Origin of the sequence: Campylobacter sp. BCW_4319, assembly GCF_001764435.1 — a bacterium.
GTDB classification, from domain to species: Bacteria; Campylobacterota; Campylobacteria; order Campylobacterales; family Campylobacteraceae; genus Campylobacter_D; species Campylobacter_D jejuni.
In genome coordinates, this window is record NZ_MKAQ01000017.1 from 49,140 (window position 1) to 75,218 (window position 26,079).

At 30.7% G+C, this 26,079-nt stretch carries 25 protein-coding genes; 5 read left to right on the forward strand and 20 right to left on the reverse strand.

Going from position 1 to position 26,079, the window contains the following annotated elements:
* Positions 1 to 5 precede the first annotated feature (5 nt).
* The 10 genes from AJN56_RS06175 to lepA form a co-directional block, all read right to left on the reverse strand.
* On the reverse strand, positions 6 to 197 hold the full coding sequence (locus AJN56_RS06175) for a mini-MOMP protein (protein WP_002853004.1): 192 nt from the start codon (positions 195 to 197) through the stop codon (positions 6 to 8).
* Positions 198 to 248: 51 nt separating this feature from the next.
* The gene (locus AJN56_RS06180) at positions 249 to 755 is read right to left on the reverse strand and encodes a YqhA family protein (RefSeq protein WP_002852919.1); all 507 of its coding nucleotides are present in this window, start codon (positions 753 to 755) and stop codon (positions 249 to 251) included.
* Between the two features lie 8 nt (positions 756 to 763).
* Positions 764 to 1,795, reverse strand: coding sequence for an aspartate-semialdehyde dehydrogenase (locus AJN56_RS06185; protein ID WP_002866058.1), 1,032 nt, complete (start codon positions 1,793 to 1,795; stop codon positions 764 to 766).
* Positions 1,795 to 3,096, reverse strand: coding sequence for a fla regulon two-component system response regulator (flgR, locus tag AJN56_RS06190; RefSeq protein ID WP_002869127.1), 1,302 nt, complete (start codon positions 3,094 to 3,096; stop codon positions 1,795 to 1,797). Before flgR ends, AJN56_RS06185 begins: the two co-directional genes overlap by 1 nt.
* Before the next feature lie 56 nt (positions 3,097 to 3,152).
* Positions 3,153 to 3,602 carry a flagellar assembly protein FlgQ gene (flgQ, locus tag AJN56_RS06195; protein ID WP_002869126.1) on the reverse strand — a complete coding sequence of 150 codons (450 nt, stop codon included), beginning with the start codon at positions 3,600 to 3,602 and terminating at the stop codon, positions 3,153 to 3,155.
* The gene (gene flgP, locus AJN56_RS06200; protein ID WP_002852972.1) at positions 3,578 to 4,093 is read right to left on the reverse strand and encodes a flagellar assembly lipoprotein FlgP; all 516 of its coding nucleotides are present in this window, start codon (positions 4,091 to 4,093) and stop codon (positions 3,578 to 3,580) included. The genes flgQ and flgP overlap by 25 nt, the downstream gene beginning before the upstream one ends.
* Before the next feature lie 68 nt (positions 4,094 to 4,161).
* A complete protein-coding gene (gene gyrA / locus AJN56_RS06205) occupies positions 4,162 to 6,750 on the reverse strand; it encodes a DNA topoisomerase (ATP-hydrolyzing) subunit A (RefSeq protein ID WP_070246452.1) in 2,589 nt (862 codons plus the stop codon).
* Between the two features lie 40 nt (positions 6,751 to 6,790).
* Complete coding sequence (locus AJN56_RS06210; protein WP_070294436.1) at positions 6,791 to 7,366, reverse strand: ComF family protein; 576 nt, start codon at positions 7,364 to 7,366, stop codon at positions 6,791 to 6,793.
* Entirely contained in the window at positions 7,363 to 8,007 is a 645-nt protein-coding gene (gene mapA / locus AJN56_RS06215) for an outer membrane lipoprotein MapA (protein ID WP_002869124.1), read from the reverse strand. The genes AJN56_RS06210 and mapA overlap by 4 nt, the downstream gene beginning before the upstream one ends.
* A 76-nt stretch (positions 8,008 to 8,083) precedes the next feature.
* Positions 8,084 to 9,880: a translation elongation factor 4 gene (lepA, locus tag AJN56_RS06220; RefSeq protein ID WP_002837927.1), complete on the reverse strand. Its 1,797-nt coding sequence runs from the start codon at positions 9,878 to 9,880 to the stop codon at positions 8,084 to 8,086.
* A 125-nt stretch (positions 9,881 to 10,005) separates the two neighbouring features.
* On the opposite strand from lepA, the gene cmeD reads away from it, so the two are divergent.
* From cmeD to cmeF, 3 genes are read left to right on the forward strand one after another with little or no spacing between them, the layout of a single operon-like run.
* On the forward strand, positions 10,006 to 11,280 hold the full coding sequence (gene cmeD, locus AJN56_RS06225) for a multidrug efflux RND transporter outer membrane subunit CmeD (RefSeq protein WP_070246454.1): 1,275 nt from the start codon (positions 10,006 to 10,008) through the stop codon (positions 11,278 to 11,280).
* Positions 11,277 to 12,017 (forward strand): multidrug efflux RND transporter periplasmic adaptor subunit CmeE, encoded by a 741-nt coding sequence (cmeE, locus tag AJN56_RS06230; RefSeq protein ID WP_002855808.1) that lies wholly within the window; start codon positions 11,277 to 11,279, stop codon positions 12,015 to 12,017. Before cmeD ends, cmeE begins: the two co-directional genes overlap by 4 nt.
* A gap of 2 nt (positions 12,018 to 12,019) precedes the next feature.
* A complete protein-coding gene (gene cmeF / locus AJN56_RS06235; protein WP_002869123.1) occupies positions 12,020 to 15,037 on the forward strand; it encodes a multidrug efflux RND transporter permease subunit CmeF in 3,018 nt (1,005 codons plus the stop codon).
* 24 nt (positions 15,038 to 15,061) lie between these two features.
* On the opposite strand, the gene AJN56_RS06240 is transcribed toward cmeF, so the two are convergent.
* The 4 genes from AJN56_RS06240 to AJN56_RS06255 are packed head-to-tail and all read right to left on the reverse strand — an operon-like array spanning position 15,062 to position 18,288.
* Positions 15,062 to 15,868 carry an adenylosuccinate lyase gene (locus AJN56_RS06240; protein WP_002852998.1) on the reverse strand — a complete coding sequence of 269 codons (807 nt, stop codon included), beginning with the start codon at positions 15,866 to 15,868 and terminating at the stop codon, positions 15,062 to 15,064.
* Positions 15,869 to 16,588 carry an arginyltransferase gene (locus AJN56_RS06245; RefSeq protein WP_002869122.1) on the reverse strand — a complete coding sequence of 240 codons (720 nt, stop codon included), beginning with the start codon at positions 16,586 to 16,588 and terminating at the stop codon, positions 15,869 to 15,871.
* Positions 16,588 to 16,839: a hypothetical protein gene (locus tag AJN56_RS06250; RefSeq protein ID WP_002853000.1), complete on the reverse strand. Its 252-nt coding sequence runs from the start codon at positions 16,837 to 16,839 to the stop codon at positions 16,588 to 16,590. The genes AJN56_RS06245 and AJN56_RS06250 overlap by 1 nt, the downstream gene beginning before the upstream one ends.
* Before the next feature lie 3 nt (positions 16,840 to 16,842).
* Positions 16,843 to 18,288 (reverse strand): acetyl-CoA carboxylase subunit A, encoded by a 1,446-nt coding sequence (locus AJN56_RS06255; RefSeq protein ID WP_002856595.1) that lies wholly within the window; start codon positions 18,286 to 18,288, stop codon positions 16,843 to 16,845.
* Positions 18,289 to 18,427: 139 nt separating this feature from the next.
* On the opposite strand from AJN56_RS06255, the gene ftsW reads away from it, so the two are divergent.
* Both ftsW and murG read left to right on the forward strand, forming a co-directional pair.
* Positions 18,428 to 19,591, forward strand: coding sequence for a putative lipid II flippase FtsW (gene ftsW, locus AJN56_RS06260; RefSeq protein WP_052789428.1), 1,164 nt, complete (start codon positions 18,428 to 18,430; stop codon positions 19,589 to 19,591).
* Positions 19,588 to 20,616 (forward strand): undecaprenyldiphospho-muramoylpentapeptide beta-N-acetylglucosaminyltransferase, encoded by a 1,029-nt coding sequence (gene murG / locus AJN56_RS06265; RefSeq protein ID WP_002875943.1) that lies wholly within the window; start codon positions 19,588 to 19,590, stop codon positions 20,614 to 20,616. Before ftsW ends, murG begins: the two co-directional genes overlap by 4 nt.
* Here the strand turns inward: murG and AJN56_RS06270 are convergent.
* The 6 genes from AJN56_RS06270 to AJN56_RS06295 form a co-directional block, all read right to left on the reverse strand.
* On the reverse strand, positions 20,587 to 21,750 hold the full coding sequence (locus AJN56_RS06270; protein WP_002899469.1) for an MFS transporter: 1,164 nt from the start codon (positions 21,748 to 21,750) through the stop codon (positions 20,587 to 20,589). The genes murG and AJN56_RS06270 overlap by 30 nt on opposite strands.
* A gap of 7 nt (positions 21,751 to 21,757) precedes the next feature.
* Positions 21,758 to 22,609 carry an ATP-binding protein gene (locus tag AJN56_RS06275; protein WP_070246456.1) on the reverse strand — a complete coding sequence of 284 codons (852 nt, stop codon included), beginning with the start codon at positions 22,607 to 22,609 and terminating at the stop codon, positions 21,758 to 21,760.
* Positions 22,610 to 22,671: 62 nt separating this feature from the next.
* Positions 22,672 to 23,562: a helix-turn-helix domain-containing protein gene (locus AJN56_RS06280; protein ID WP_002852985.1), complete on the reverse strand. Its 891-nt coding sequence runs from the start codon at positions 23,560 to 23,562 to the stop codon at positions 22,672 to 22,674.
* The gene (locus AJN56_RS06285) at positions 23,559 to 24,164 is read right to left on the reverse strand and encodes a thiamine phosphate synthase (protein ID WP_002856006.1); all 606 of its coding nucleotides are present in this window, start codon (positions 24,162 to 24,164) and stop codon (positions 23,559 to 23,561) included. Before AJN56_RS06285 ends, AJN56_RS06280 begins: the two co-directional genes overlap by 4 nt.
* Positions 24,154 to 25,299 carry a 2-iminoacetate synthase ThiH gene (gene thiH / locus AJN56_RS06290; protein WP_002855889.1) on the reverse strand — a complete coding sequence of 382 codons (1,146 nt, stop codon included), beginning with the start codon at positions 25,297 to 25,299 and terminating at the stop codon, positions 24,154 to 24,156. Before thiH ends, AJN56_RS06285 begins: the two co-directional genes overlap by 11 nt.
* A 2-nt stretch (positions 25,300 to 25,301) precedes the next feature.
* Complete coding sequence (locus AJN56_RS06295) at positions 25,302 to 26,078, reverse strand: thiazole synthase (protein WP_002856549.1); 777 nt, start codon at positions 26,076 to 26,078, stop codon at positions 25,302 to 25,304.
* Position 26,079 lies beyond the last annotated feature (1 nt).

Genomic DNA, 26,079 nt, shown 5'->3' on the forward strand with positions numbered 1-26,079 from the left:
TTTCCTTATTTTATTGTAATTTCCGTTTGTGTTTTATTTTGATATCTATGTGTTTTTTTGTTGTATTTTTTTTCTTTTTTAATATCATAGCGATAACGAACAGTCCCTGAAACTTCTATATCTTTAAAGACTTCATCTAAAGGAGCTGCAAAAACAAAATGATTTAAAATCATACCAATTAAAAATATTTTTTTCATTTTTATTCTTTAAACACAAAAAACGATTATATCAAAAAAAGATAATCCTTGTTAATGACCACCTTTATGTAAAAAATAAAGTCCTACACAAAGAGCTAAAATCGATCCAGCAAGAAAAGCCATATCCACAGGAGTAGCAAATTTCATCTGCAAAACCCTTTGAAAGAAATTTACCACTAAGACCATAATGATAACTTTTGCAAGCTTGTCTTTTAATTGATCTAAGCTATGCACCTCTAAAACCTTGCTTTGTTTTGTTTGTTTAAATTCTTCTATTTCACTGATAAAAAGCTCATAAACTCCAAAAGAAAAAATAAACAAAACTAAAGCCATAAGATAAAGATCAACAGCTCCTATAATTAAAGCCACCACATCCTCATGCAAATCCACATTAGAACCTGCATCAAAAAAATAATTATAAGTATAAAATATAACTTTTAAAACATCATAACTTGCAATAAAAAACAATACAAAAGCTCCAATTAAACCAAAAATTACGGGTAAAATTGTAACAATACGACTTCTAACAAGTAAAGATTCAAATATTTTCTCTAACATTTTTTTCCTTATTTATTTTTTAATTCTAACCATTTTTGCGCAATACGCACAGCATTTGTTGCAGCACCTACACGAATTTGATCTGCCACACACCAAAGATGGAGTATTTTTTTATCATACACATCAGCACGAATTCTTCCTACATAAGTTTCATTAGTATCGCTAGTCATTAAAGGCATAGGGTATTTTTTATTTTTAGGATCATCTATGACAACAACACTTGGTGCTTTTTCTAAAATTTCTTTAGCTTTTTTTACATCTATTTCTTTTTCAAAATGCATAGTAATGGCTTCGCTATGACTTCTTAAAACAGGCACTCTTACACAAGTTGCTGAAACTTCTAAATTTTTATGTAAAATTTTTTGAGTTTCATTGACCATTTTAAGTTCTTCTTTAGTGTAATCATTATCCATAAAAACATCAATTTGTGGAATAAGATTAAGTGCTAAAGTATAAGGAAAAGTTTGAGGTTCAAATTCATCAAGTTTAAAAGCAAAAAAACTTTGCATGGCTTCAACCAATTCTTGCATTCCTTCTTTTCCTGCTCCACTTGCAGCCTGATAGGTACTTACATCAACACGCTTTAAATTAAATGCATCATTTAAAGGTTTTAAAACTTGCACCATTTGTATGGTAGAACAATTTGGATTAGCAATAATCCCTGTTTTTTTCCAATCTTTAATATCCTCAGGATTGCATTCAGGAACCACCAAAGGAACATCTTTTTCCATTCTAAAATGACTTGTATTATCAATAACAACAGCACCCGATTCTACTGCAAATTTAGCATATTTTTCACTCACACTTCCACCTGCGCTAAAAAAAGCAATATCAATAGGATTTTCTTTAAATACATTTTCAGTAAGTTCTTTGACTTTATAAGCTTTGCCTTTAAATTCTACTTCACTACCTACACTTTTTGCACTTGCTAAAGGTAAAATACTTTCCACTGGAAAATCAAGTTCATCTAAAACATTTAAAAGCTCTTCCCCAACCGCACCAGTAGCACCCACAATGGCTATTTTTTGTTTTTTTGACATTACCTATCCTTTATTTGATATTTTTTAATTTTTTCATTTAAAATTTTTATATCCATACCTAAAATTTGAGAAGCTTGATCCTTGTCATAATCTACACTTAAAAGAACTTCACAAATCAATTCTTTCTCTAAATTCTTTACATCTTTTTTTATACTTCTAGCTTCTAAGAACAAATCTTCACTTGAAATTTCATCATTTTCACTTAAAATACAAGCTCTTTGTACAACGGATATTAATTCTCTAATATTACCAGGAAAATCATATTCAAGTAAAGCATTTTTAGCTTCTTGGCTGAGCTGTTTTTCCTTAAAATCATATTCTTTACAAGTATCTTCTAAAACCTTTTGAGCTATACCTAAAATTTCTTCTTTGCGCTCTCTTAAAGGCGGGATATTAACAGGAACAGTGTTTAAACGATAATATAAATCTGAACGAAATTCGCCATTTTTTATTTTTTCATCTAAATTTGCATTAGTTGCACTGATAATTCTTACATCTATTTTGATGCTTTTCGTACTTCCAAGTCGCGTAATTTCTTTTTCTTGCAAAGCTCTTAAAAGTTTGGCTTGAATTTCATAAGGCATTTCGCCAATTTCATCTAAAAACAAAGTACCCTCATTAGCCATTTCAAAAAGCCCTATTTTAGTTGCATTGGCATCAGTAAAAGCACCTTTTTCAAAACCAAAAAGCTCACTTTCAATCAAATTTGCAGGAATGGCTGCCATATTAATAGCAACAAAAGGCTTATTAGAGCGTTTAGAATGAGTGTGAATATAACGAGAAAATACCTCTTTTCCTACTCCACTCTCTCCAAAAAACATTACAGAGGCATCAGTTTTAGCCGCTTTTTGACTTAAATTTAATGTTTTTTCTAAATTAGGAGAAGTTGAAAAAAAATCTTTATTTTCTTCTTTTTTTTCATTTTTTTTGCTTTTTTTATTGGCTGTTTTTTCTCTTATGATTTTAGCACGCTTAATAGCCTCGACTAAAGTATCAACATCAAAAGGCTTGGTTAGAAAATCTTTTACTCCCAAACGAACCGCTTCTATAGCACGGCTTAAAGTAGCATTTCCTGTCATAATAATAAAATCATATTTATTTTCACAGGCTTTAACAAATTCTATGCCATCAATTCCTGGCATATTAATATCTGTAATAATCAAATCTGTATTATCATCTATTTTTTTTAAAGCCTCAGTGGCAGATTTATAAGATTTAATATTAAATTCTTCATACTCTGCTAATGCAATTTCTAAGGATTTGCGCATATTAATATCATCTTCTACTATGACTAAATTCATCCTAAGCCTTTTAAAAAATTTCTGCTATGGTATCCAATTTGCGCTTAATTTTGAATTTACTTTTTTTTAAGATAATAAATTATCGCATTTTGTTCGCCAAATTCCACGGTAAAACGCAAGGGTAAAATTTTGACATAAGTTTCGCTTTGGGCATGTAATAAGTCAGTATTAACAATATCCTTAACACTGATTCTAGCTCCTATAAAGCAATCGCTTAATTCATCTTTATGAGAATTTAAAAAATTAAATTTAATTGTTTTTGGCATATTATCATCAATCAATGCTAAAGAAGTTCGAGGTAAAACTTTTAAATCTTGATCACTATAAGAAATTTCACATACCCATTGTTCTTCAACATTTTCGCTTTGCGTCATTGCTAAGGATAAATTTTGATTTTGATGAAAAAGAATGAAATTTTTACTAGAAAGCTCTGCCCAAAAAATAAATTCATCTTGGGCAAAAAGCTTAAAGCTAAGAAAGATTAATAAGCAAACAATTCTTTCCACTTGTCTGCATCGATTTTAAGTTCTAAGTTTACCCTATAAAGCCCTTGATTAAAATTCTCATCAATAATACTTGCATTTTTTATCAAACCATTTACTTGCGCAGTAATAGTTGAACTTCTAAGCATTGCATCTTTTACAGTGTCTTTACCATTCACTTTCACACCATAAAGCTTACTTGCAAGCTGTCTGTAAGCATCTGTAATCGCTGCTCTTTTTGCTAAAGCTAGGGCTTGAGCAGTAGAAACTGTATTCATCGGAGCAATCCCTTCACCAACTGCTGTAAAACTAAGTTCCGTTTCGCTAGCATCTGGAGCCAACATTTTTTCTTCTCTGATAATATCACGCACATCATCTTTATCGACTTTTTGCACGATAACATCTTGAGATGGGGCAGTGCTATTTGCACTTGAATTTTTAGTTGCACTGTTTGCACTTGGTACACAACCAGCGAAAATTCCTGCTATTGCTAGCATAAAATAAATTTTTTTCATTTTTACACCTTCAAAATATTGTAATTAGTAAAAAATAAAAAGCAATAAGCGTTCCAACTTTAAACTTATTACAAATCTAAACCAAAGTTTTCATCGCTTAACTCATCCTCATCATTTTCCTCTTTAGGACACTTAGCAATGCTAACCACCTCGTCATTTTCCACATTAACTACAATGACACCACTTGTATTACGCCCTGCTTTTCTAATGCTTTGCATATCAACACGTATCATCTTGCCTGAACTTGTAAGAGCCATCAAATCCATAGTTTCATCTACTATAACTACGCTAATAAGATCTTTGGTTTTTTCTGTAAGTTTCATACAAATTACACCCTTACCACCTCTGCTTTGCAATCTATATTCTCCAGCATTGGTGCGTTTTCCTATACCTTTTGCACTTATGCTTAAAATTTCTTGCTCATCATTTTCTATAACAACTGCACCTACTAATTCGTCATTTTTCTCTTTAAACTTAATAGCCGTCACCCCACGACTTACACGGCCGATTTCACGCACTTTAGCAAGTGGGAATTTGATACACATACCTTTTTTGGTTACTGCAAAGAGCATTTTACCTTGTGTGCTTACACTTTCTTCATTTTCAAGATTTTCATCATCTAAATTTTCAATTTCTTGATTTTCTAAATTTTCTTCACCACCAGTGGCAAAAATTTCATCTTCATCTCTTTGAACAATAATAGCAGTTACCAACTCATCATTTTCATCCAAGTTGATCGCTCTAACTCCTACACTTCTGATATTTTGATATTCACTCAAATTTGTACGCTTTACAATACCATTTTTAGTAAAGAAACATAAAGATTTACTCTCATCAAAATCCGTGGTTGGAATAATAGCCATGATTTTTTCTTCAGCTTGTAAATTAATAAGATTTACCACTGCTTTTCCTTTAGCCGTTCTTGAGCCTTCAGGAATTTTATAAACTTTAAGCCAATAAAGCTGTCCACGATCTGTTACAAACATAAGTGTATCATGTGTATTTGCCGTAAAGAAACTTTCTATAAAATCATCATCATAAGTCGTAACGGCTAATTTTCCTTTTCCGCCTCGTTTTTGCTTTTCATATTGTTTACTAGGCACACGCTTAATATAACCACGATGCGTAATAGTTACAACCATATTTTCATTAGGAATCAAATCTTCAATATCAATATCATCATAATCATCTTCAATTTGAGTAATACGTGGCACATCAAATTTACTTCTAATTTCTTTTAATTCATCGCGAATTAAATTTTCAAGCAAGGTTTCACTTTTTAAAATTTCTTCAAGTCTTGCAATTTCTTTCATTAATTCTGCAAGTTCATTTTCGATTTTTTCTCTTTCAAGTCCTGTTAAACGACCAAGTTTCATATCTAAAATAGCATTGACTTGAAGCTCACTAAGACCAAATTTAGCTACCAAAGAATCTCTTGCGGTATTATTATCAGAACTATTTTTAATCAAAGCAATCACTTCATCTATATTATCAAGTGCAATTTTAAGACCTTCTAAAATATGAGCTCTTGCTCTTGCCTTTTGAAGTTCAAAAATCGTTCTTCTAATAATAACTGTTTTTCTATGGGTTAAGAAAAGATTTAAAAGTTCTAACAAAGAGAAAATTTTAGGTTCTTTATTGTGAATTGCCAACATAATCACACCAAAAGTACTTTCCATAGTAGTAGATTTAAATAGATTATTTAAAACAATTTCACTCATAGCCTCACGTTTAAGCTCTATAACAACGCGGATTCCTTCTTTATTGCTCTCATCTCTTACTTCAGATATTCCTTCAATTTGCTTTTCTTTAACAAGCTCTGCAATCTGCTCTATAAGCCTAGCTTTATTGGTTTGATAAGGAAGCTCATCTATAACAATAACATCTTTATTTGTCTTTTTTTCAATATGAGTTTTAGCGCGCACTTTCACGCGACCACGCCCTGTGCGATAAGCTTCTATAATACCTTTTTTACCATAAATTATTCCACCTGTTGGAAAATCTGGACCTTTGATAAACTGCATAATCTCTTCTAAGCTTGCATCTTTACTATCAAGCAAATATAAAAGTCCATCTATCAACTCATTTAAACTATGAGGTGGGATGTTTGTCGCCATACCTACAGCTATACCACTTGAACCATTTAATAATAAATTTGGAACCCTAGAAGGTAAGACATCAGGTTCACTTTCTGAACCATCATAATTTGGAACAAAATCGACCGTATCTTTATCTATATCTTTTAAAAGCTCATGAGAAAGTTTACTCATTTTTGCTTCAGTATAACGCATCGCAGCAGCGCTATCACCATCTATAGATCCAAAGTTGCCTTGTCCTGTAATACTTGGATATCTCATAGAAAAATCTTGAGCCATTCTAACCAAAGCATCATAAACTGCTATATCTCCATGTGGATGATAACGACCTATAACAGCACCCACTATACGGGCTGATTTGACAAAATCTGTTCTACTTTTTGCCTCATCATTTTGCATAGCATATAAAATTCTTCTATGAACAGGCTTTAAACCATCTCTTGCGTCAGGCAAAGCACGACCTATAATAACACTCATAGAATAGTCTAAGTAACTACTTTTTATAGAATTTTCTATATCTACAAGTTCAATATCAGAATCCTTGCTAAAAATATTCTCCATAAAAATCCTTCTATTAGTTCAAAGTTTTGATTATAGCATATTAAACTTTTGCATCAGCTAAAACAAGAGCAAAAAGTACAGAAATTTTATTTTCTTCTAAAACTTTTTTAGCTTCCAAAAGGCTAGAACCAGTCGTTACAATATCATCTACTAAAACTACAGGTTCGTGAATGGTTTTTAAGAGTTTGTAATTTCTTTTATGTTTTTGACGAAATTCTAAACTTTTTCCAGAATATTTAATATGATTTTGTGCTTTTAAAACATTAAAAACAGGTTTTACAAATTTTGTTTTAAGATATCTAGCTAAAATAGCAGAATGCGAATAAAGCATATCTTCAACCTTATCATCTAAAGCTATAACATTAATTGTCATTCTAGGATCAAAAAAATCTTTAAATTTTGCAAAACTTAATTTAGCAAGCATTTTATAAACAAAATAACCATAAAAATAATGTTTAGAGTGAAGCAAGTGTTGTATTTCATGGTATTTATAAAAAGAATAGACTTTGAAATTATTATCAAGCTTTCTTACATTTAAGGAAAATTCAGAAAGCTCTAGCTCGCATAATTCACAAAAGCAGAGCAGAGCAAAAGCTCCGCAATTTATACACCTCAAAGTTCAGAGATTAAACTAGCTGCTTTATTTGCCATTTGTTTTATTAACAAATGAGTATAAAAAGTTGTTTCTTTTAAATCATCAAAACCTTGTACATCTTGCTTGGTGCGGATTGTAAATTTCTTATTTTTATTTATATCACTAACTTGTAAAACTCCTACTAGTTTTGAATGTAATCCTATAGCATCTTGAGTTGCTCCATAAGATATAAATTCTAAATCAATCTTACTCACATAAGGTGAATTTTGATCGTTATTGTCAAGCACAACTATTCCTCTAGCTTCAAGTTCTTGTTTTAAATAAGTATAAAATACCGCATTAAAATTCACATCAACAAATAACTTTTTCCCTTTAGCATTTAAAACCTTTTGCTCTTCTTTTAAATCATAAAATCTATGTAAATAAACCTTTTTCAAAGCAATACCAGTGTCTAAAGTGCGTTTATTGGCACAACATTGAATTCCAACATCGCTAATGTATAAAAGCCCTTTAATCTTTGCTTCAAAACCACCAGGACTTTCACAAGAACTGCATTGAGAATTTTTAGAAATTTGATTAACTTGAGCAAAAGTATCTTGTTTAGTTGCACAAGCACTCAAAAATAAAATAGGCACTATAAAAATCAAAAATTTTTTAAACATTTTTTCTCCTTAGAAAATTATTTTAAAATTGTATTAAAAATACAAGCAAATTTCAAGCCAAGTTTTAAATTTATCATCAATCTATCTTTAAAACACTCAAAAAAGCCTCTTGAGGTAAATTTACCTTACCTATAGCTTTCATTCTTTTTTTACCTTCTTTTTGCTTTTCTAAAAGCTTTCTTTTTCTAGTAATATCCCCACCATAACATTTTGCTGTCACATTTTTACCCATGGATTTAACAGTTTCTCTTGCGATGATTTTATTTCCAATACTTGCTTGAATGGCCACTTCAAAAAGCTGTCTAGGAACTATTTCTTTCATAGCACTAACAAGTTCTCTTCCTTTACTTTGCGCTTTTTCATTAGGCACGATAATGCTTAGCGCATCAACATTTTCACCCGCTACCTTAATATCAAGTTTTACCAAATCCCCTACTCTAAATTCTATAGGCTCATAATCAAAACTCGCATAACCTTTTGTTAAGGACTTTAATTTATCATAAAAATCCATCACAATCTCATTTAAAGGCACATCATATTCTAGCAAAACACGCTCAGGTGTGATATAGTCCATTTTAACCTGCACTCCTCTTTTGCGATTTAAAAGAGTGATTAAATTCCCTAAAAATTCACTTGGAGTAATGATAGTAGCTTTAACATAAGGCTCTTTTATATGATCGATTTTATTAACAGGAGGAAGCTCGCTAGGATTTTGAATTTTAATAAGCTCTCCATCGGTTTGATAAATTTCATAAGTCACAGTTGGAGCTGTAGCAATCAAATCAAGATTAAATTCTCTCTCAAGCCTTTCTTTGATAACTTCCATATGTAAAAGCCCTAAAAATCCTACCCTAAAACCAAAGCCTAAGGCCAAAGAAGTTTCAGGCTCATAAGTAATAGAACTATCATTAAGCTTTAATTTATCCAGAGCATCTCTTAAATCTTCAAATTTATCCGTTTCTATAGGATAAAGTCCCGCAAACACAAAAGCTTTAGCCTTTTCAAAACCACCTATGGCTTCTTTAGCTTTGTTTTTTACCAAAGTGATGGTATCGCCTACTTGTACATCACCTACGGTTTTAAGCCCTAAAACCACCACACCTACTTCGCCTGATTGTAAAGATTGAGTTTTAATTGGACTTAAAGGGTGGGGATAAAAAAGATCTTGAACTATATGTTTTTTATCCGTACTCATGACTAAAACTTCATCGTTTTTAGCAATACTTCCTTCATAAATCCTAACCAAAGCCAAAGCACCCAAATAATTATCAAACCAAGAATCATAAATTAAAGCCTTAGTAGGAGCTTCATCATCTGTTTTTGGTGCAGGGATTTTAGTAATAATTGTTTCTATAAGCTCTTTTATACCCACTCCTGTTTTTGCACTCACGCAAATTGCATCTTTGCAATCTATACCTATAATATGCTCGATTTCATGCTTTACTTTCTCAACATCAGCATTAGGTAAATCGATTTTATTAATCACAGGAATGATTTCAAGATTATTTTCAAGCGCTATATAAACATTAGCTATAGTCTGTGCTTCAACACCTTGAGAAGCATCTACTACAAGCAAAGCCCCTTCACAACTTGCCAAAGAACGACTCACTTCATAAGAAAAATCCACATGGCCAGGAGTATCAATAAGATTTAAAACAAAATTTTCATTATTAAATTTATAATTTAAACGCACTGATTGTGCTTTTATGGTGATACCACGCTCTTTTTCTATATCCATAGTATCCATAACTTGTGAACTCATCTGCCTATCGCTAATAGCACCACACTCGCTAATAATCCTATCTGCAAGAGTAGATTTTCCATGATCTATATGAGCTATAATAGAAAAATTTCTAATATTTTTTACCGACAAAATTTCATCCTAAATATAAAATTTTAAAGCTAGGATTTTAACAAAATTTATGTTTAAAACAAATAAATTTTATTTTATATAAAAAACTTCAATTGAAATTTATATAAAGCATATTAAAATATCAAATGCTTGAAAAATATTTAAAATCAGCTATATTTTTAGCTCTTTATCCCTTAGCAATGTTAGCTTCTAATTTGCACGAATTTATAGCACTAAGTCAAAATAATGAATCCTATCTCATTAAGCAAATGCAAAGCGAACAAGCAAATTTAGACAAAGAACAAGCTTTTAGAAATTACCTACCCTCTCTTAGTCTAAACTCAGCTTATGTAGCCAACAATAAAGATCGCTTCATTATCGATCCACAAGAAAGTTTATTTGCTAAAGTTTCTCTTAATTTTTTGCTTTTTGATGGGGGTGCTAGAGAGGCTAATTTAAGAGCTTTAGAAAGCAGAGAAAAATTAAGCTTTTTAGACAAAGAACAAAATAAAAATTACCTTGCCCTAAATGCAATCACACTTTATTTTAACACCTTAAGTCTTGAAAAAATTTTACTAGCCAATCAACAAAAAGTATCTTTTTTAAAATCAACTTTTAAAAGATTGCAAAAATTTTACGACGCAGGACTTAGCTCTAAAGATGAACTTGAAAGCATTAAGGCTAAATACCATTTAAGCTTATTAGAGCTCAGTCAAAATGAATTAAAACTTGCCAATATACAAAAAGAGATTAAAATTTTAAGCGATACAGATTTTAAAGTGCAAGGGAATGCTTTTTTAGAAAATCCGCAACAAGAAAAAAGCCAAAACTATGAAGTAATGATAGCTAAAGAACAAATCAATCTTGCTAAAGAAAGTGTAAATTTAGCAAAAGCTGAATATTTTCCAAAATTTTATATTCAAGATAATTTTAACTTTTATAAAAACAATTATAATCCAAAAGTTCCAGCTCCTTTTGCAAATTTAGCGGATCAATTCTTAGAAAAATATTCTCAAGGTAATCAATTTATTTTAGGTATGGAATGGAAAATTTTTGATTTCAATGTAAGGGCTAAAGAAGTTGAAAAAGAGCGTTTAAATGTTCAAATAGCCAATGCAAATGCAAGATTTAGCGAGAGAAAAAATAAAGAAGAATTAAATTATTTAGACAAAAGTTTAAAAGTTTTACAAGAACAAATTTTAGCTCTTAATCTTAGCTTAAATGCTGCAAATTTAGCTTTTGAAAGTGTAGATAAAAAATACCAAGCAGGACTTGTTTCTTATGTAGAATATCTTCAAGCTTTAGAGGCTAAATTTAAAGCACAAAGCGATTTAGAGCTTGCTAAAAATGAATTTGAAATTACTAAAGCAAATTATTATTTTAATGCGGGTATAGATCTTAATTCAAAGGTTAAAGAATGAAAAAAATTCTATTTTTACTTCTTGTTTTTAATTGCGCCTTTGGCGAAGAAATTTACGCAAGTTTCAATGTAGAAGCATCAAAACAAAGCAAACTTGCCCTTGAAAGCATAGGTTTGGTTCAAAAAATTCCTGTAGAAATTGGACAAAAAGTCAGCAAAGGAGAACTTTTACTTGCTCTTGATCAAGAAAGTGAAAAAATAGCTCTTCAAAATGCTCAAAATTCTTATCAACTTGCCCTTGTAGAATACGAAAATACCAAAAGTAGGATGCAAAAAATCAAAGCTGTAGAAAATGTTATAGACAAACAAAGCTATGAAGATATGAAAGCTAAGTTTGATGCTGCTAATTTAAATTTAAACAAAGCAAAAATCAATATAGCTTATTATAACAATATCATGGCAAAAAAAGAATTACGCGCACCTTATGATGCTATTATCGCAAACAAATTTATACAAGTGGGCGAAGGAGTAGGAGGAGTAGCTCAACCTTTAATAGAAATTTTTTCCTATCCACAAAGCAAACTGATTTTAAGTTTTGATGAAAAATATAAAGATAAAGTTAGATTAGGCGATGATTTCTTTTATAAAATCGATCAAAATGGTACAGAATTGAAAGGAAAAATCAGCCTTATTTATCCAAGTATAGAAGTAAAAACAAGAAAAATTTATGCTGAAGTGCAAACCACAAATCTAACACCAGGGCTTTTTGGTGAAGGTAGAATCATCACTAAAGATTAAAAATGTTTAAACTAGCTATAAACCGACCTATTACCGTGCTAATGTTTTTCTTAGCTCTTATGATTTTTGGGCTAATCTCTGCTTTTAGCATGAGTGTAAATTTATTTCCTAATGTTTCCATACCTCTTATAAAAATCACAAGCAAGATAAATGGGGATTTAAATTTCGTAGAATCAAAAGTCACTAAAGAAATAGAAAATGCTTTAAGTGAAATCGATGGAGTAAAGACCATAACCTCAGCTGCGTATGATAATTTTAGTGTGAGTGTAGTGGAGTTTAAACTGGGTAAAAATCTTGAAGTAGCTGCTAATGATGTGCGTGATAAAATAGGAACTTTAAGCCTACCTTCTAAGCCTGAAATTGAAAAAATCAGTTCAGATTCTGGTTCTGCTATTTCGCTTTTTTTATATTCTAAAGATAAAATACAACTCATGCGTGAAATCAATGATAAAATAAAACCTTTTTTGCAAAGAGTTGAAGGAGTAGGTAAAATCGAAGCTAAGGGGTTTTTAGAACCCCAAATTCGCATAGAATTAAAACCAAACGAACTTAGAAAATACAATCTTAACGCCCTTGATGTAGCAAATATCATCAAAAGTCAAAATTTTAAACAAGCCCTAGGCGAACTTAACAACAATCAAGATAACTATATCATCAAAGGCTATTTTGAAGCCACAAATTTAGAAGAACTTAGTAATCTTCGCATAAAAACAGGGGTATTTTTAAGTGATATTGCTAATATTTCAAGCCTTTATGAAGATGAAAAACAAAGTGCTTTATACGAAGGTAAAGAAGGGGTGCTTTTAGAACTCGGAAAAATCACAAATTATAACACCCTTGAAATGATTAAAAATGTCAAAAATGCCTTGCCTATTTTAGAAAAACAAATTCCAAAAGATATAAGCATTAATATGCTTTATGATAAAAGCTTAAATATCCACAAGCACCTTTCTCAAGTGATTTTTGATATGGTTTTGGGGATTTTTCTAACCCTTGTTATCGTGTTTTTATTTTTAAGAAATTTAAGTGCAACTCTCATTGCTTGCATAGCTATACCTACTTCTATCATTTCAACTTTTTTTATTATCGATCTTTTAGGCTATGATTTAAACCGCTTAACTTTTATAGCTTTAACCTTAAGCATAGGAATTTTTATCGATGATGCTATAGTAGTGATTGAAAATATTGCTAAAAAACTAAAAACTTATCCGCCTTTACAAGCTGCTTTTTTAGGTATCAATGAAATAGGTTTTAGTGTTTTAAGCATAAGTATAGTTTTACTTTGTGTTTTTATCCCTATTTCTTATATGAACTCTATATCAGGGCTTTTTTTCAATGCCTTAGGCATAAGCGTTGCAAGTGGGATAGTTATAAGCTTTTTGGTTTCTGTATTTTTAATACCTAGTATTGGGGCAAGATTTTTAAATCCAAAAGAAAACAAGTTTTATGAAAAAACAGAAGCTTTTTTTGAAAAAATAGAGCAAAAGTATGAAAATTTACTCTATAAAATTTTACAAAATAAAGTAAAATTTATCCTAGCCACTCTTGTTTTTATAGGGCTTTCTTTTGCTTTAGCCACTCGCATAGGGCTTGATTTTTTACCTATGGAAGATGATAGTGAAATTCAAGTTTTGCTTGAAAGCAAAAAGGATTTAAGTTTAGAAGCCATGAAAGAAAAAAGTTTAAATTTGCTTGAAAAAATCAAAAATGATAGCAATGTCAAATACGCTTTTTTACTTGTAGGCTATGATGATGCCAAAGATGCTACAAAGGCTAAAATTTATGTTAAACTTAAAAATTTAGACGAAAGAAATTTAAGACAAACTGCCATAGTAAGTTTATATCGTCAAAAATTTCAAGATGAAAGTTTAAAAATCAAAATTTTAGAACTTCCAAAGATAGAGGGTGCAGGCATTGATGATCCCGTGCAATTTTTAATCTTAGGAGATGATTTAAACACTCTAAAAGAAGCTGCTTCTCAGGCAAAAGAAATTTTAGGCACTAATGCACGCATTGTAGATATAAGTGATAATGCTAATGCTACAAAAGATGAAGTAGCCTTACACATCAACAAAGAAAAAGCCAAACTTTTAGATGTCAATCCTCAATATATCGCTGGGGTTTTAGGGTATTCTTTCTCGCAACTTAGCGTAGGAAGCATGGATAGAGGCAATTCAAAAGATGATATTATCCTAAGTTTTGCTCCAGAATTTAAAAAAGACATAGAAGCTTTAAAGCGCATTAGCATTAAAAACAACCAAGGTATAAATTTAGAACTTTCAAGCGTGGTGGATTTTATATACAGTAAAGATTTAAAAACTATCAATCGTTACAATAAAAACCGCTCTGTGAAAATCACAGCTGGAGTGAATGATCTTTCCTTAGGAGCGGTGCAAAAACTTTTACTAGATAATATGGATAAAATTTTAAATAACAATCCAAGTCTTAGCTATGCTTTTTCAGGCTTTATCAATCTTTTAGGTGAAACCGTGCAAGGTTTTGCTATGGCAGTAGCACTTGCTTTTGTTTTAATTTATCTTGTTTTAGCCGCACTTTATGAAAGTTTTATTCTGCCTTTAATCATCATGATAACCATGCCTTTAGCCTTTGGCGGAGCTTCTATAGGGCTTTTTATCACAGGGCATAATTTTTCACTTTTTGTACTTATTGCCATCATCTTACTTTTTGGTATGGTGGGGAAAAATGCTATTTTACTCGTAGATGTAGCTAATAAAAAATGCCATGAAGGTTTAGATCCCGATAAAGCTCTTTTAATCGCTGGAAAATCGCGCTTAAGGGCTATATTGATGACAACTTTTGCTATGATTTTTGCTATGCTCCCACTTGCTCTTTCAAGGGGTGCGGGCTATGAAGCTAATTCTCCTATGGCAATAGCCATTATCTTTGGACTTATAAGTTCGACTTTGCTTACCTTACTCGTAGTACCTGCACTTTTTAAATTTTGTTTTAAACTAGATAGCAAATTAAGAAAAATTTATGAGAGAGAAAAATTAAATTAACCAAAATGATTAATTTAATTTTTTTTAAGTATTATTCTTATAAAGTGCTTTTAAGTTATCATAGGCGATTTGTATTTTTTCAAACTGTTCTCTTGCGTAAGCTTTTTCTATTGCACTTTTTCCTTGATGAAAATCAGGATGATAAAGTTTTACCAAAATCAAATATTTTTGTCTGATTTCACTAAGATCATTTTGCGGAGTGCATTCTAAAGTATTAAAATAATTACTAAAAAGCTTAGCTAAAGCATTAAATTTCCATTTCATATTTTCTTTATTGTGAATATTTTGGCGAAATTTTTTATACTCTTCGCGGTCAACTTCAAAATTCACGCAATATTTTAAATGCTCGCTCTCATCTGCAAAAGCTTCAAAAAGTTCAAGGGTATTCTCATTTTTATATTCTAAAATTAGAATATTTGTCATTTCATTATATTCTATATTATGATCTTGAAAATAATTTCTTATATAAGTAATAAATAATTTTTCATTAGAGCTTAACTTCATCAAAATTCTACCCGCAACAAAATCAATCTTGATAAACAACATAGGCTTAAGCATATTATTTTGCTCAAAAATTAATCTAAAAGTTTTAAAATGAGCATCTTGTAAATTCTCTATACCTTCATTTGTGCTTTTGCGATATTTTTGATCTAAAACTTTTAAGAAATAACGGCGCTGTGGAATTTCATTTTCTTCAAAAAAAGAAAAAATTTTATTTTTTCGTCCTATGACCTTTGTGAAATTTTTGGTAATCAAGTCTTTAAAATACTGAAATACGCTAATATCATCTGTATTAACATTGATAGTTTCTAAAGTTTGCACGATTTGCATCTATTTCTCCCATAAAACCTCATTTTCAAAAAGCTCTTTAGTGCCTTTTAAAATTTCATTGGGTGTATAATCGGCTTTATAAGATAAAGATTGACACTTTTTTACAAAATACCCAAGATAAATATAATCTAAGTTCATTTTTTTAGCTATTTGTATTTCATTAAGCAAAGAAAATTTACCCAAAGAAAAATACGAAAAATCAGGATCATAAAAACAATAAATGCTTGAAATTCCATCCTCTAAAATATCAATCAAATCAACACAAACGAGCTTATCTTCTATATAAAATGCAAGCTCATATCCAAAATTCATAAAACCATCGACATAAAGATTATAATACTGTTTAAAGCTTAAATCATAACGCTTCCAGTTCTTTTTTTCTTCCATAAAACGATGGTATTTATCATATAAAAACAAATGTTCATTGCTTAAATTGGGTGTTCTAAGTATAACTTTGGTGTTAATATTTTTATTTACAACCCTTCTTTCACTTCTTGAAAAATTATATTCATTAACTAAAATTCTAAGACTTAAACATTCATCACAATCTTTACAAATAGGGCGTGAAAAATACCTACCAAAACGACGCCAACCTCGTTTTATTAGCTCATTATTGATTTCTTTAGAGCAATTTTCAATGTATTTATACTCTATTCTTGAACGTTTATCCTTTAAGTAAGGACACTGATCTTCAAGAGTACAAAAACCAATCTCAAGCATTAAATTTTCTTAATATCTGTATTTTTAATAAATTCGGAAAATTCATCCTGTAGTTTTTCTTGCTTTAAGAAAATTTCTTGCATTTCCTTATCTATGTTTGTTTCTTGATTTTTTTCGCGAATATCTTTAGCTAGTTTTTCTAAATTTTTTACACTTGCTCCACTCTTGCTTGATTTCTTCGCTAATTTTGAAGTATTGGTGTTAGCTTGCATTTCTTTTTTAATACTTTTAAGACTGTCTAAAAAATCCATCTATTATTCCCTACTTTCTCGTATTTTTTTAAGCGTAGCAGCTATTGCAGCTATAACTTCTTCTTTATTTTCTTGATGACGATCTTCTGTTTTTTCTAATAATTCTTGCATATGTGTCTCTATGAAAGAGGTGTCTAAATACCCCCTTCTAAATTCTCTTGTTTTTGTAATGGCAATTAAAAATGGTATTGTTGTTCTAATATCATCAATCACAAATTCCTTCAAAGCACGCTCAAGTTTATTAACCGCTAAATCATAACTTGTTGCTTTAATAATAAGCTTTGCAAGCATGGAATCATAATAAGGCGGCACAGTATAGTCTTTATAAATATGACTATCAACTCTAACAGATGGTCCAAGAGCTGGGTAGTATTCTCCTATTTTTCCAGGACTTGGAATAAAATTTTTCCATACATTTTCAGCAGTAATTCTAGCTTCAATAGCAAAACCCCTAGGTTTAATATCGCTTTGTTCTAAGTCCAAAATTTCTCCTGCTGCAATACGAATTTGTCTTACAATAAGATCAATACCTGTAATTTCTTCAGTAATTGGATGCTCAACTTGAATTCTTGTATTCATTTCCATAAAATAAAAGCGATTATAGTCATCAAGCAAAAACTCTATAGTTCCAGCATTTGTATAACCTACAGCCTTAGCAGCTGCCACAGCTGTAACACCCATGGTTTTTCTAAGATTATCTGAAATTCCAGGGCAAGGTGCTATCTCAATTACCTTTTGATGTCTTCTTTGAATAGAACAATCCCTTTCACAAAGATGGATAATATTTCCGTAGTTATCTCCTAAAATTTGAAATTCTATATGTCTGGGATTAACTACATATTTTTCCATAAATACTTCATCATTATTAAAGTATGTTAAAGCTTCTCTTTTGCAAGATTCAAAGGCATTTTCAAGATCTTGTTCTTTATGAACAACGCGAATTCCGCGTCCACCTCCACCACCTGAAGCTTTTAAAATAACAGGATAACCAATCTTCTCAGCAAAAATTTTAATTTCTTCCATGCTATAGGAATTCAATTTTTCAGTCCCTGGAACAATAGGTATGCCATTTTTAGCCATTAACTTACGAGCGATATTTTTATTTCCCATCTTATGGATTACTTCAGATTTTGGACCTATAAAAATAATTCCAGCATCTTCACAAGCCTTAGCAAATTCGTAATTCTCACTTAAAAATCCATAACCAGGATGAATCGCATCAGCACCACAAGCCTTAGCAATCTCAACAATACGAGCAACATCTAAATATCCTCTTATAGCATCCGTTCCTATGCGATAAGCCTCATCTGCGATTTTTACATGCAAACATTCACGATCAGGCTCTGTAAAAACTGCAACACTTTTAATATGCAAATCTCTACAAGCACGGATTACTCTAACAGCTATTTCAGCTCTATTTGCTATGAGAATTTTATGGATTTGATTCATAATTTGCCTTTTTTGTTATATTTTTATTGTTAATTTTAGCAAATTTTCCTTACAAAAACTTAGCAAAAAATTTAATTTATTTTAGTTATAATAAAACTTTTTAAAATTTTAATTCCAATAAAGAAAAGTTATAATTATAATGGTTGCTGATAAAAGATTATTTTATTTAAGTTGTATTTTAATCACCATAGGAATAGTATTTTCATACTCTCTTACAGCTTTTACTGTTCTTTTTCTTGACTATAGCGAGTTTCATTTTTTTATTCGTCAGCTTTTTTTTGGAATTAGTGGCATACTTATAATGTTTTTTATTTCTCGATTGGACCCTGATAAAGCACTTTCTAAAAAAATTATTTTAGCTATTTTGATTATTTCTTTTATCTTTATCATCATTTTGCCATTTTTACCTTCTGCATTAGCAACAGCTAGCGGAGGAGCTAAACGCTGGATACGCTTAGGCCCACTCTCTATCTCTCCTGTGGAATTTTTTAAAATAGGATTGATTTATTTTTTAGCATGGAGCTATACAAGGCGTATTGATGATAGCAAAAAAGCTATCAGACACGAGGCTTTAATTCTTCTGCCTTATTGCATCTTAGCTTCTATAGTTATAGGATATATTTATATCACTCAAAACGATTTAGGACAAAGCGTAATTTCTTTCTTTTTGATTCTGGCTTTAGCTTTTTTTGCAGGAGCTAGTAAAAGGCTTTTTGCTTTTGGAACTTTAATTATTATGATGATAGGTATAATGGTAATTTTTAGCAACCAAAGAAGAATTCAAAGAATCGCTTCTTGGTGGGGAAATATACAAGATGCTTTTTTACCTATGCTTCCTGATTGGCTGGCAAATGCTTTAAGAGTAAGTAGCAATACCGAGCCTTATCAAATTTCACACTCTTTAAATGCTATAGCCCATGGAGGAATGTTTGGCGAAGGCTTAGGACTTGGAACTTTTAAATTAGGCTTTTTGAGTGAAGTGCATACTGACTTTGTTCTTTCAGGAATTACTGAAGAAATAGGACTCTTAGGTCTTGGGGTTATTTGCTATATTTATCTTTGGATGATTTTAAGAATTTTTAGAATTGCAGGAAGATGTGAAGCTAAACAAGATTTTATTTTTTGTTCAGGCATAGCCTTACTTTTACTTTTTTCTTTCTTTATGAATGCTTTTGGGATCATTTCTCTTACTCCACTAAAAGGCGTAGCGGTTCCACTTTTAAGCTATGGAGGAAGTTCAATGTGGGCAATTTGTATAGGCATAGGATATATATTAATGATTTCAAAAAAGGTTAAATTATGACAATAGCTTTAACAGGTGGTGGAACTGGAGGACATTTGGCCATAGTGCGTTGCTTATTAGAAAGTGCGATTAAAAAAAATATAGAATGTGTATACATAGGCAGTCAAAATGGTCAAGATAAAGCTTGGTTTGAAAATGAAGTACGCTTTAAGGAAAAATTTTTTTTAAGCTCTAAAGGAGTGGTTAATCAAAGCAAATTTGACAAAATCAGTTCTTTACTCCACACCTTAAAACTCTCCAAAGATTGTAGAGAAATTTTTAAAAAATACCATATCCAAGCCGTTTTTAGTGTAGGTGGATACAGTGCAGCTCCTGCATCTTTTGCGGCTTTATTCTCACATTTGCCTCTTTTTATACATGAACAAAATTCAAAAAGCGGCTCTTTAAATATGCTTTTAAAACCTTTCGCTACAAAATTTTTTAGCGCCTTTGAAAAAGAAATTAGCCCTTATCCTGTAGCAGATAAATTTTTTGATAATGCTAGGATTCGCAAAGAATTAAAAAATATTATTTTCTTAGGAGGATCACAAGGAGCTCATTTTATCAACGAACTAGCTTTAAATTTAGCACCAAAACTTCAAGAACAAAATATCAAAATCATCCATCAATGTGGAAAAAATGATTTTGAAAAGTGCAAAAAACATTATCAAAGCTTAAATATCCAAGCTGATATTTTTGATTTTAGTTTAAATTTGGAAGAAAAAATGAAAAATGCAGATCTAGCTATATCAAGAGCAGGTGCAAGTACTCTTTTTGAACTTTGTGCTAATACTTTGCCCACTATTTTTATACCTTATCCTTATGCAGCTAAAAATCATCAATACTTTAATGCTAAATTTTTACAAGATCAAGCTTTATGTCAAATTTTTATGCAAAACTCTATTAATCTTGATGAATTTTTTAAGTCAATATTAAAACTAAATCTAGAAAATATTTCTACAAGATTGCAAAATATAACCCAAAAAAATGGCGCAGATATGCTAATCCAAAAAGCTTTATTTGATAATTTGACTTTTATAAGATAAATATCCAAAGATATTTACTAAAATTCCAACAAAAACTAACATCAAAATAGCAAATGAAAAATTTTCAAATTTGTCATGCAAAAAACCTATAATCCATTGTCCTTGTGCTGCAATTAAATATCCAAAACCCTGAGCTAAAGCAGAAAGTCTCGCTGCTATTTGAGCATTAGAGCTTTTTTGTGCAATAAAAAGCAACGCAATGCCAAAAACTCCACCCCATGGAAAACCCATGATAAAAGCACTGATAATAATAGAAATTTTACTATCAAAAATAAAGAGCATACCAAAAGCGATCACATACATACTGCACAAACCTGCTATGTAAAAAGTATGTAAATTTTGTCTTAATTTTCCTAAAAGTAAAGGGCCAAAAAGAGACACTGGAGCTGCAACAAGTTGAGCAAATAAAACCATACTTGTAGAAAATTCTTTATCAAATCCTTTTTCTACAACAATTTGAACATACCAAAAAAACAAAGAATAAGCTAAAAAACTTTGAAATCCCATAAAAAGAGTAATTTTCCAAGTTGTTAAATTTGTAAAAAGATTGATTTTTTTATGAGTTTTTTTCTTAATACGAAAAAATCTACCATTTTTAGCTTGAGGATAGTAAACTACTAAAGCTACAAAAGAAAAAATAGCCCAGAAAAACATAGCTCCAGCTAAATCAAATACACTAAGCAAAGGTATAGCTAAAGCAATACCCATAATCGAAGAAATACTCAAAACAAGACTATAAATTCCCATTATACTTGCCATTTTTTTTGGAAATTTTTCTTTAATAAAACTAGGAAGTAAAACATTTGCAATTGCTATACCACAGCCCATTGCTAACATTCCTAAAAATAAGCCATATACACCAAAATAAGAACGAATAATTTCGCCTAAAAAAATTAAAAAAATTCCAAAAACAATAGCACGAATAGGAGAAAAATACCCCACAATAAAAGAAATACTTCCAAAAGCTATCAAAGGAAGACTTGTAAGTATGCCCGCTACGGTTGAGTTTAAATAATACTTATCTTTAATAATATCAATAATAGGCCCCACTGCAGTAATTGGGGCTCTAAGATTAAAAGCTATAATAATAACAATAATAACATTAATCCAAAATATCTTTTTAAAAGAAGCCATAAAAGCCTTATTTGTTAAGTTCTACTTTGAATATTTTACCTTCTGCCATCTTAGGAATCCATAAAACATTACCTTCAATAAATATATCTGCAGGACCTTTCATCAAAGGAAGTTCAAGTTTTACAGATTTAACATTATCTAAATTATAAATATATCCATTTAGATTATTTCCCCAAGAACTTACCAATAAACCATCTTTATAAGGAACTATTCCATCATAAGATTCTTTTTCATTTTTAATTATACTGAGTTCTTTTGTATTTAAATCATAAGCCATTACAACACCGCCACTTACACCATCAGGATGATAACCAGCTATAAAAAGCTTATGTTTTTTTCTATCTAGATATAACCCATTTGGACCGCCAAATTTTGCTAAATCAAGTTTTAATAATTCATCATATTGCTTAGTTTTTAAATCAACCTTTAAAATAAGCCCTGTGCCAGTATCGCTAACTAAAAGCGTATTGTCGTCTAATTTTTCTATGTCATTTAAAAAGATTGCACCTTTAATAGGTAAATTAAAAATTTCTTTTTTAGTTTTAAGATCAAAACCGCGTAAAACATCGATATCTACCACATAAAGAGTTTTTCCAATCTCCATCATGCCTTTTGGTGCATTAAGATGGGTTAAAAATTTATATTCTAGCACTTTGCCATTTTTATCAAGCTTAGAAATAAATCCATCATTATCTTTCGCCAAAGGTTCAAGTTTTTCTCCTACATTAGATATATAAACATAGTTTTTATCTACAAAAATACTTTCAGGGCTTTTAAAACCATCAAATTCTTGATATTTTAATTCACTTGCACCAAGCAAACTTCCAAGAAGCGCTAAACTTAAAACATATTTTTTCATATTTTCTCCTTTATTTAAAAATATTTTCATTGAATTATATTTATTTAGATAAAAAAAATGTGCTAGTTTTTTGATAAAAAATACAAGTTTTTTGTTTTTTGATATTGCTTAGGAGTTTGCTCATATTTCTCTTTAAATCTTTCAATAAACCAAGCTACCGAAGAAAAAGCGCACTCATTAGCTATTTCATTGATATTTTTTTTAGAAAATTTAAGTAAAATCTTTGCTTTTTGCAACCTTTTTTCATCTAACCATTTTTTAGGACTTTGTCCAAAACATTTCTTAAATTCTTTAGAAAAAGTTGCTAAATCTAATTTCGCAAAATTAGACATTTCATTTACGCTTAAAAATTCTCTACCACAATACTCAAAAAGTTGGGAAAGATCAAGGCGAAATTCTTTTAAAATTCCTGATAAAAAACTAATAAAATAAATATTCTTATTTAAAAGCAAATGTAAAAAAATCTCTTCAAATTTCAAACTCACTATAGGATCTAAAATTTGCGTATTTTCTTCAAAATGCGGTGAAAAACTTTCCAAAATTCCTTGCAAAATCTTATCATTTTTTACCCAAAAAATTTCATAGTTTTGAAACTTTTGATCTAGTTTAAAAAAATCTTTATACTTATAAATAAGCTCAATTAAAAATGCATTGTCAAAAAAAAATAAATAAGCTTCATAAACTCCTTTACTAAGTCCTACATTGCTTAAAGTATAGCTCCCAGCTTTTAAAAACAAAGTTTCATAAGAGTTAATCTTATAATCTTTTGATGCGGTGTGTAAAATTTTATATCCTTTGCGAACAAAAGTTAAAAGATGACTTCCTACATTAACAAAAGTAGAATGCGAAGTATCCGTTTGTGTATATTTAGCAAAAGTGCAAGATTTAATTTTTTTATAATTGACACCTTTTAATTGCTTTAAATCTTCTGGTAAAGAAAGAATTTTATTCATCGTAAATTTTGCCTACATTCTAAAAGATACTTTTTAAGATCTTTTTCTTTCATTAAAATTTCACGCATGCAAACACCTACTACATTTATATCTTTAAAATTTTCTATATTTTGAGCATTGATACCGCCTATAGCATAAAGTGGAATTTGACTAAATTCAAGCAAGGATTTTAAAAAATCAAGCCCTTTAGGTTCTAAACCCATCTTGCAAGAACTTTCAAAAATATGCCCTACAAAAGCATAATTTACCTTATAGCTCATCGCCTCTAAAAGCTCTTCTTTGCTATGGACTGAAGTACCAAGTATATGAAAATATTTTGTTAATTTAGGTTCTTTTCTTAGCAAAGAAAGCGGTGCGTGAAAATAACGATGTCCCAATTTTAAACACTCCCTATCAAAAAAATGCAAAAAACAAGTCACTTTTTGCTTTGCGCAAATGCTTAAAACTTCTTTTGCTAAGTCATAATACTCAAATTCGCTTAAATCTTTTTCTCTTAAAACTATAGCATCTACCTTAGCCTTAGCAAGTTTTTCAATCTGCTTTAAGAAATCTATTTGCACACATTTTCTATCACTTATAGCGATGATTTTTTTATCCCACATAGATACTATCGCTCATCACAGCTTGTAAATTGGATCTTTTAAGCATAGCTAAAATTTCATCTACACTTCTATCATCTGAAATTTCAAACTGCTCATCACCCTTTTTCTCACCCTTATGCTCACCTATACCCACACTCACTCCTGCACTCATTTTAGTAGCACCAAGCTTGATAACCTCATCTCTAAAACCTATTCTTTCACGACTTGAAATGGTAATGCCCGCAAAAGGCAAAAAGAGTCTATAAGCACAAAGTACTTGCAAAAGGCGTTTTTCGCTTACATCTTTAGGATGGATTTTGGCATTATTGATAATAGGTCTTAAACGCGGTACTGAAATAGAAATTTCAGCATGCGAATAAGCTTGTTGTAAAAAATGTGCATGAAGCGCCGTAGCAAGAGCGTCTTTTCTAAAATCATCTATACCCAAAAGTGCCGCAAAAGCCACTCCACGCATACCCGCTTTTAAAGCTCTTTCTTGAGCATTAAAGCGATAAGGAAAAATGCGTTTTTCACCAGCTAAATGAATTTTAGAATATTTTAGAGGATTGTAAGTTTCTTGAAAAACAGTCACATAATCACAACCCTTTTCATGCAAAATTTTATATTCATCTTCATTCATAGGATAAATTTCAACGCCCACAACCTTAAAATACTCTCTAGCTATTTTACAAGCATTTGCTATATATTCTACACTTGCAAACTCCCTGCCCTCGCCTGTTAGCATTAAAATTTCTTCTAAACCACTTTTAGCAATGGCTTGCATTTCTTCGTGAATTTCAGCTTCATTTAGCTTAGCTCTTGCGATTTTATTACCTTTTTGAAAACCACAATAAACACATTTAGAATTACAATAATTTGACAAATAAAGTGGGGTAAAAAGAGAGATAGAATTTCCAAAATATTTTTGCTTGACTTTAGCGGATTTAAAGGCTAATTCTTCTATGAAATCTTCTGCTGCACTTGAAAGCAAGGCTTTTAAATGCTCTATGCTTAAATGTGTTTGATTTAAAGCATTTTCAACATCTTTAGCGCTAAATTGACTCTCATCATAGCTTTGAACTTGACTTAAAACCTTATTTAAAATTTCGCTTTTTATTTCCTGCATGTGAGGTAAATACTGCATATAATCTTGCATAATCAATCCCTTAAAAAGCCTGTTAATGGAGAACTTGCTTTAGCTTTACTCACACTTGCCAAACCTGCTAAAAAAGCCGCTCTTCCCGCATTTACTGCCAAAGAAAAAGCTTTAGCCATCAAGGCTATATCTTTAGCTTCAGCTATGGCTGTATTTACCATCACCGCACTTACTCCCATTTGCATAGCTTCACAAGCTTGTGAAGGACTTCCAATACCCGCATCTACAATGATAGGCAAATCAATTTCATTAAGCAAAATTTGTATAAATTCCTTAGCACATAAGCCTTTATTACTCCCAATAGGCGCTGCTAAAGGCATGATAGCCGCAGCTCCAGCATCACGCATAGCTCTAGCTGCGTAAAGATCAGCATGCATGTAAGGTAAGGGTGTAAAACCCTCTTTAGCTAAAAGCTCGCAAGCTTTAATCGTTTCATAATTATCAGGCAACAAATACCTACTATCGCTTATCACTTCTATCTTGATAAGTTCTCCACAACCAAGCTCTCTTGAAAGCCTTGCAATGCGTAAAGCTTCATCGGCGTTTCTTGCGCCTGAAGTGTTGGGTAAAAGTGTGATATTTTTAGGGATATAATCAAGTATATTAGCAATTTCCCCTGTATTTGCACGGCGTAAGGCTAGAGTGATAATCTGTGCTTTAGCTTCTTCTATAGCTGATTTTATAAGCTCTAGCGAATATTTTCCAGAACCTAAAATAAATCTTGAATCAAACTCGTATTTGCCTATTTTTAATTTATCGTTTTTTAAATTTTCTTGCATT

Bases quoted from the DNA above. Each gene is read 5' to 3' on its own strand.
- AJN56_RS06275 (WP_070246456.1), bottom strand. From the start codon at position 22,609: ATGAAAAAATATGTTTTAAGTTTAGCGCTTCTTGGAAGTTTGCTTGGT.
- ftsW (WP_052789428.1), top strand. From the start codon at position 18,428: ATGGTTGCTGATAAAAGATTATTTTATTTAAGTTGTATTTTAATCACC.
- mapA (WP_002869124.1), bottom strand. From the start codon at position 8,007: ATGTTTAAAAAATTTTTGATTTTTATAGTGCCTATTTTATTTTTGAGT.
- cmeF (WP_002869123.1), top strand. From the start codon at position 12,020: ATGTTTAAACTAGCTATAAACCGACCTATTACCGTGCTAATGTTTTTC.
- murG (WP_002875943.1), top strand. From the start codon at position 19,588: ATGACAATAGCTTTAACAGGTGGTGGAACTGGAGGACATTTGGCCATA.
- AJN56_RS06280 (WP_002852985.1), bottom strand. From the start codon at position 23,562: ATGAATAAAATTCTTTCTTTACCAGAAGATTTAAAGCAATTAAAAGGT.
- cmeD (WP_070246454.1), top strand. From the start codon at position 10,006: ATGCTTGAAAAATATTTAAAATCAGCTATATTTTTAGCTCTTTATCCC.
- AJN56_RS06270 (WP_002899469.1), bottom strand. From the start codon at position 21,750: ATGGCTTCTTTTAAAAAGATATTTTGGATTAATGTTATTATTGTTATT.
- AJN56_RS06285 (WP_002856006.1), bottom strand. From the start codon at position 24,164: ATGTGGGATAAAAAAATCATCGCTATAAGTGATAGAAAATGTGTGCAA.
- AJN56_RS06295 (WP_002856549.1), bottom strand. From the start codon at position 26,078: ATGCAAGAAAATTTAAAAAACGATAAATTAAAAATAGGCAAATACGAG.
- AJN56_RS06185 (WP_002866058.1), bottom strand. From the start codon at position 1,795: ATGTCAAAAAAACAAAAAATAGCCATTGTGGGTGCTACTGGTGCGGTT.
- gyrA (WP_070246452.1), bottom strand. From the start codon at position 6,750: ATGGAGAATATTTTTAGCAAGGATTCTGATATTGAACTTGTAGATATA.
- AJN56_RS06175 (WP_002853004.1), bottom strand. From the start codon at position 197: ATGAAAAAAATATTTTTAATTGGTATGATTTTAAATCATTTTGTTTTT.
- cmeE (WP_002855808.1), top strand. From the start codon at position 11,277: ATGAAAAAAATTCTATTTTTACTTCTTGTTTTTAATTGCGCCTTTGGC.
- AJN56_RS06245 (WP_002869122.1), bottom strand. From the start codon at position 16,588: ATGCTTGAGATTGGTTTTTGTACTCTTGAAGATCAGTGTCCTTACTTA.
- AJN56_RS06180 (WP_002852919.1), bottom strand. From the start codon at position 755: ATGTTAGAGAAAATATTTGAATCTTTACTTGTTAGAAGTCGTATTGTT.
- AJN56_RS06250 (WP_002853000.1), bottom strand. From the start codon at position 16,839: ATGGATTTTTTAGACAGTCTTAAAAGTATTAAAAAAGAAATGCAAGCT.
- flgR (WP_002869127.1), bottom strand. From the start codon at position 3,096: ATGAATTTAGTCATAGTAGAAGATGATATTAATATGCGCAAATCCTTA.
- thiH (WP_002855889.1), bottom strand. From the start codon at position 25,299: ATGCAAGATTATATGCAGTATTTACCTCACATGCAGGAAATAAAAAGC.
- AJN56_RS06255 (WP_002856595.1), bottom strand. From the start codon at position 18,288: ATGAATCAAATCCATAAAATTCTCATAGCAAATAGAGCTGAAATAGCT.
- AJN56_RS06240 (WP_002852998.1), bottom strand. From the start codon at position 15,868: ATGCAAATCGTGCAAACTTTAGAAACTATCAATGTTAATACAGATGAT.
- flgP (WP_002852972.1), bottom strand. From the start codon at position 4,093: ATGAAAAAAATTTATTTTATGCTAGCAATAGCAGGAATTTTCGCTGGT.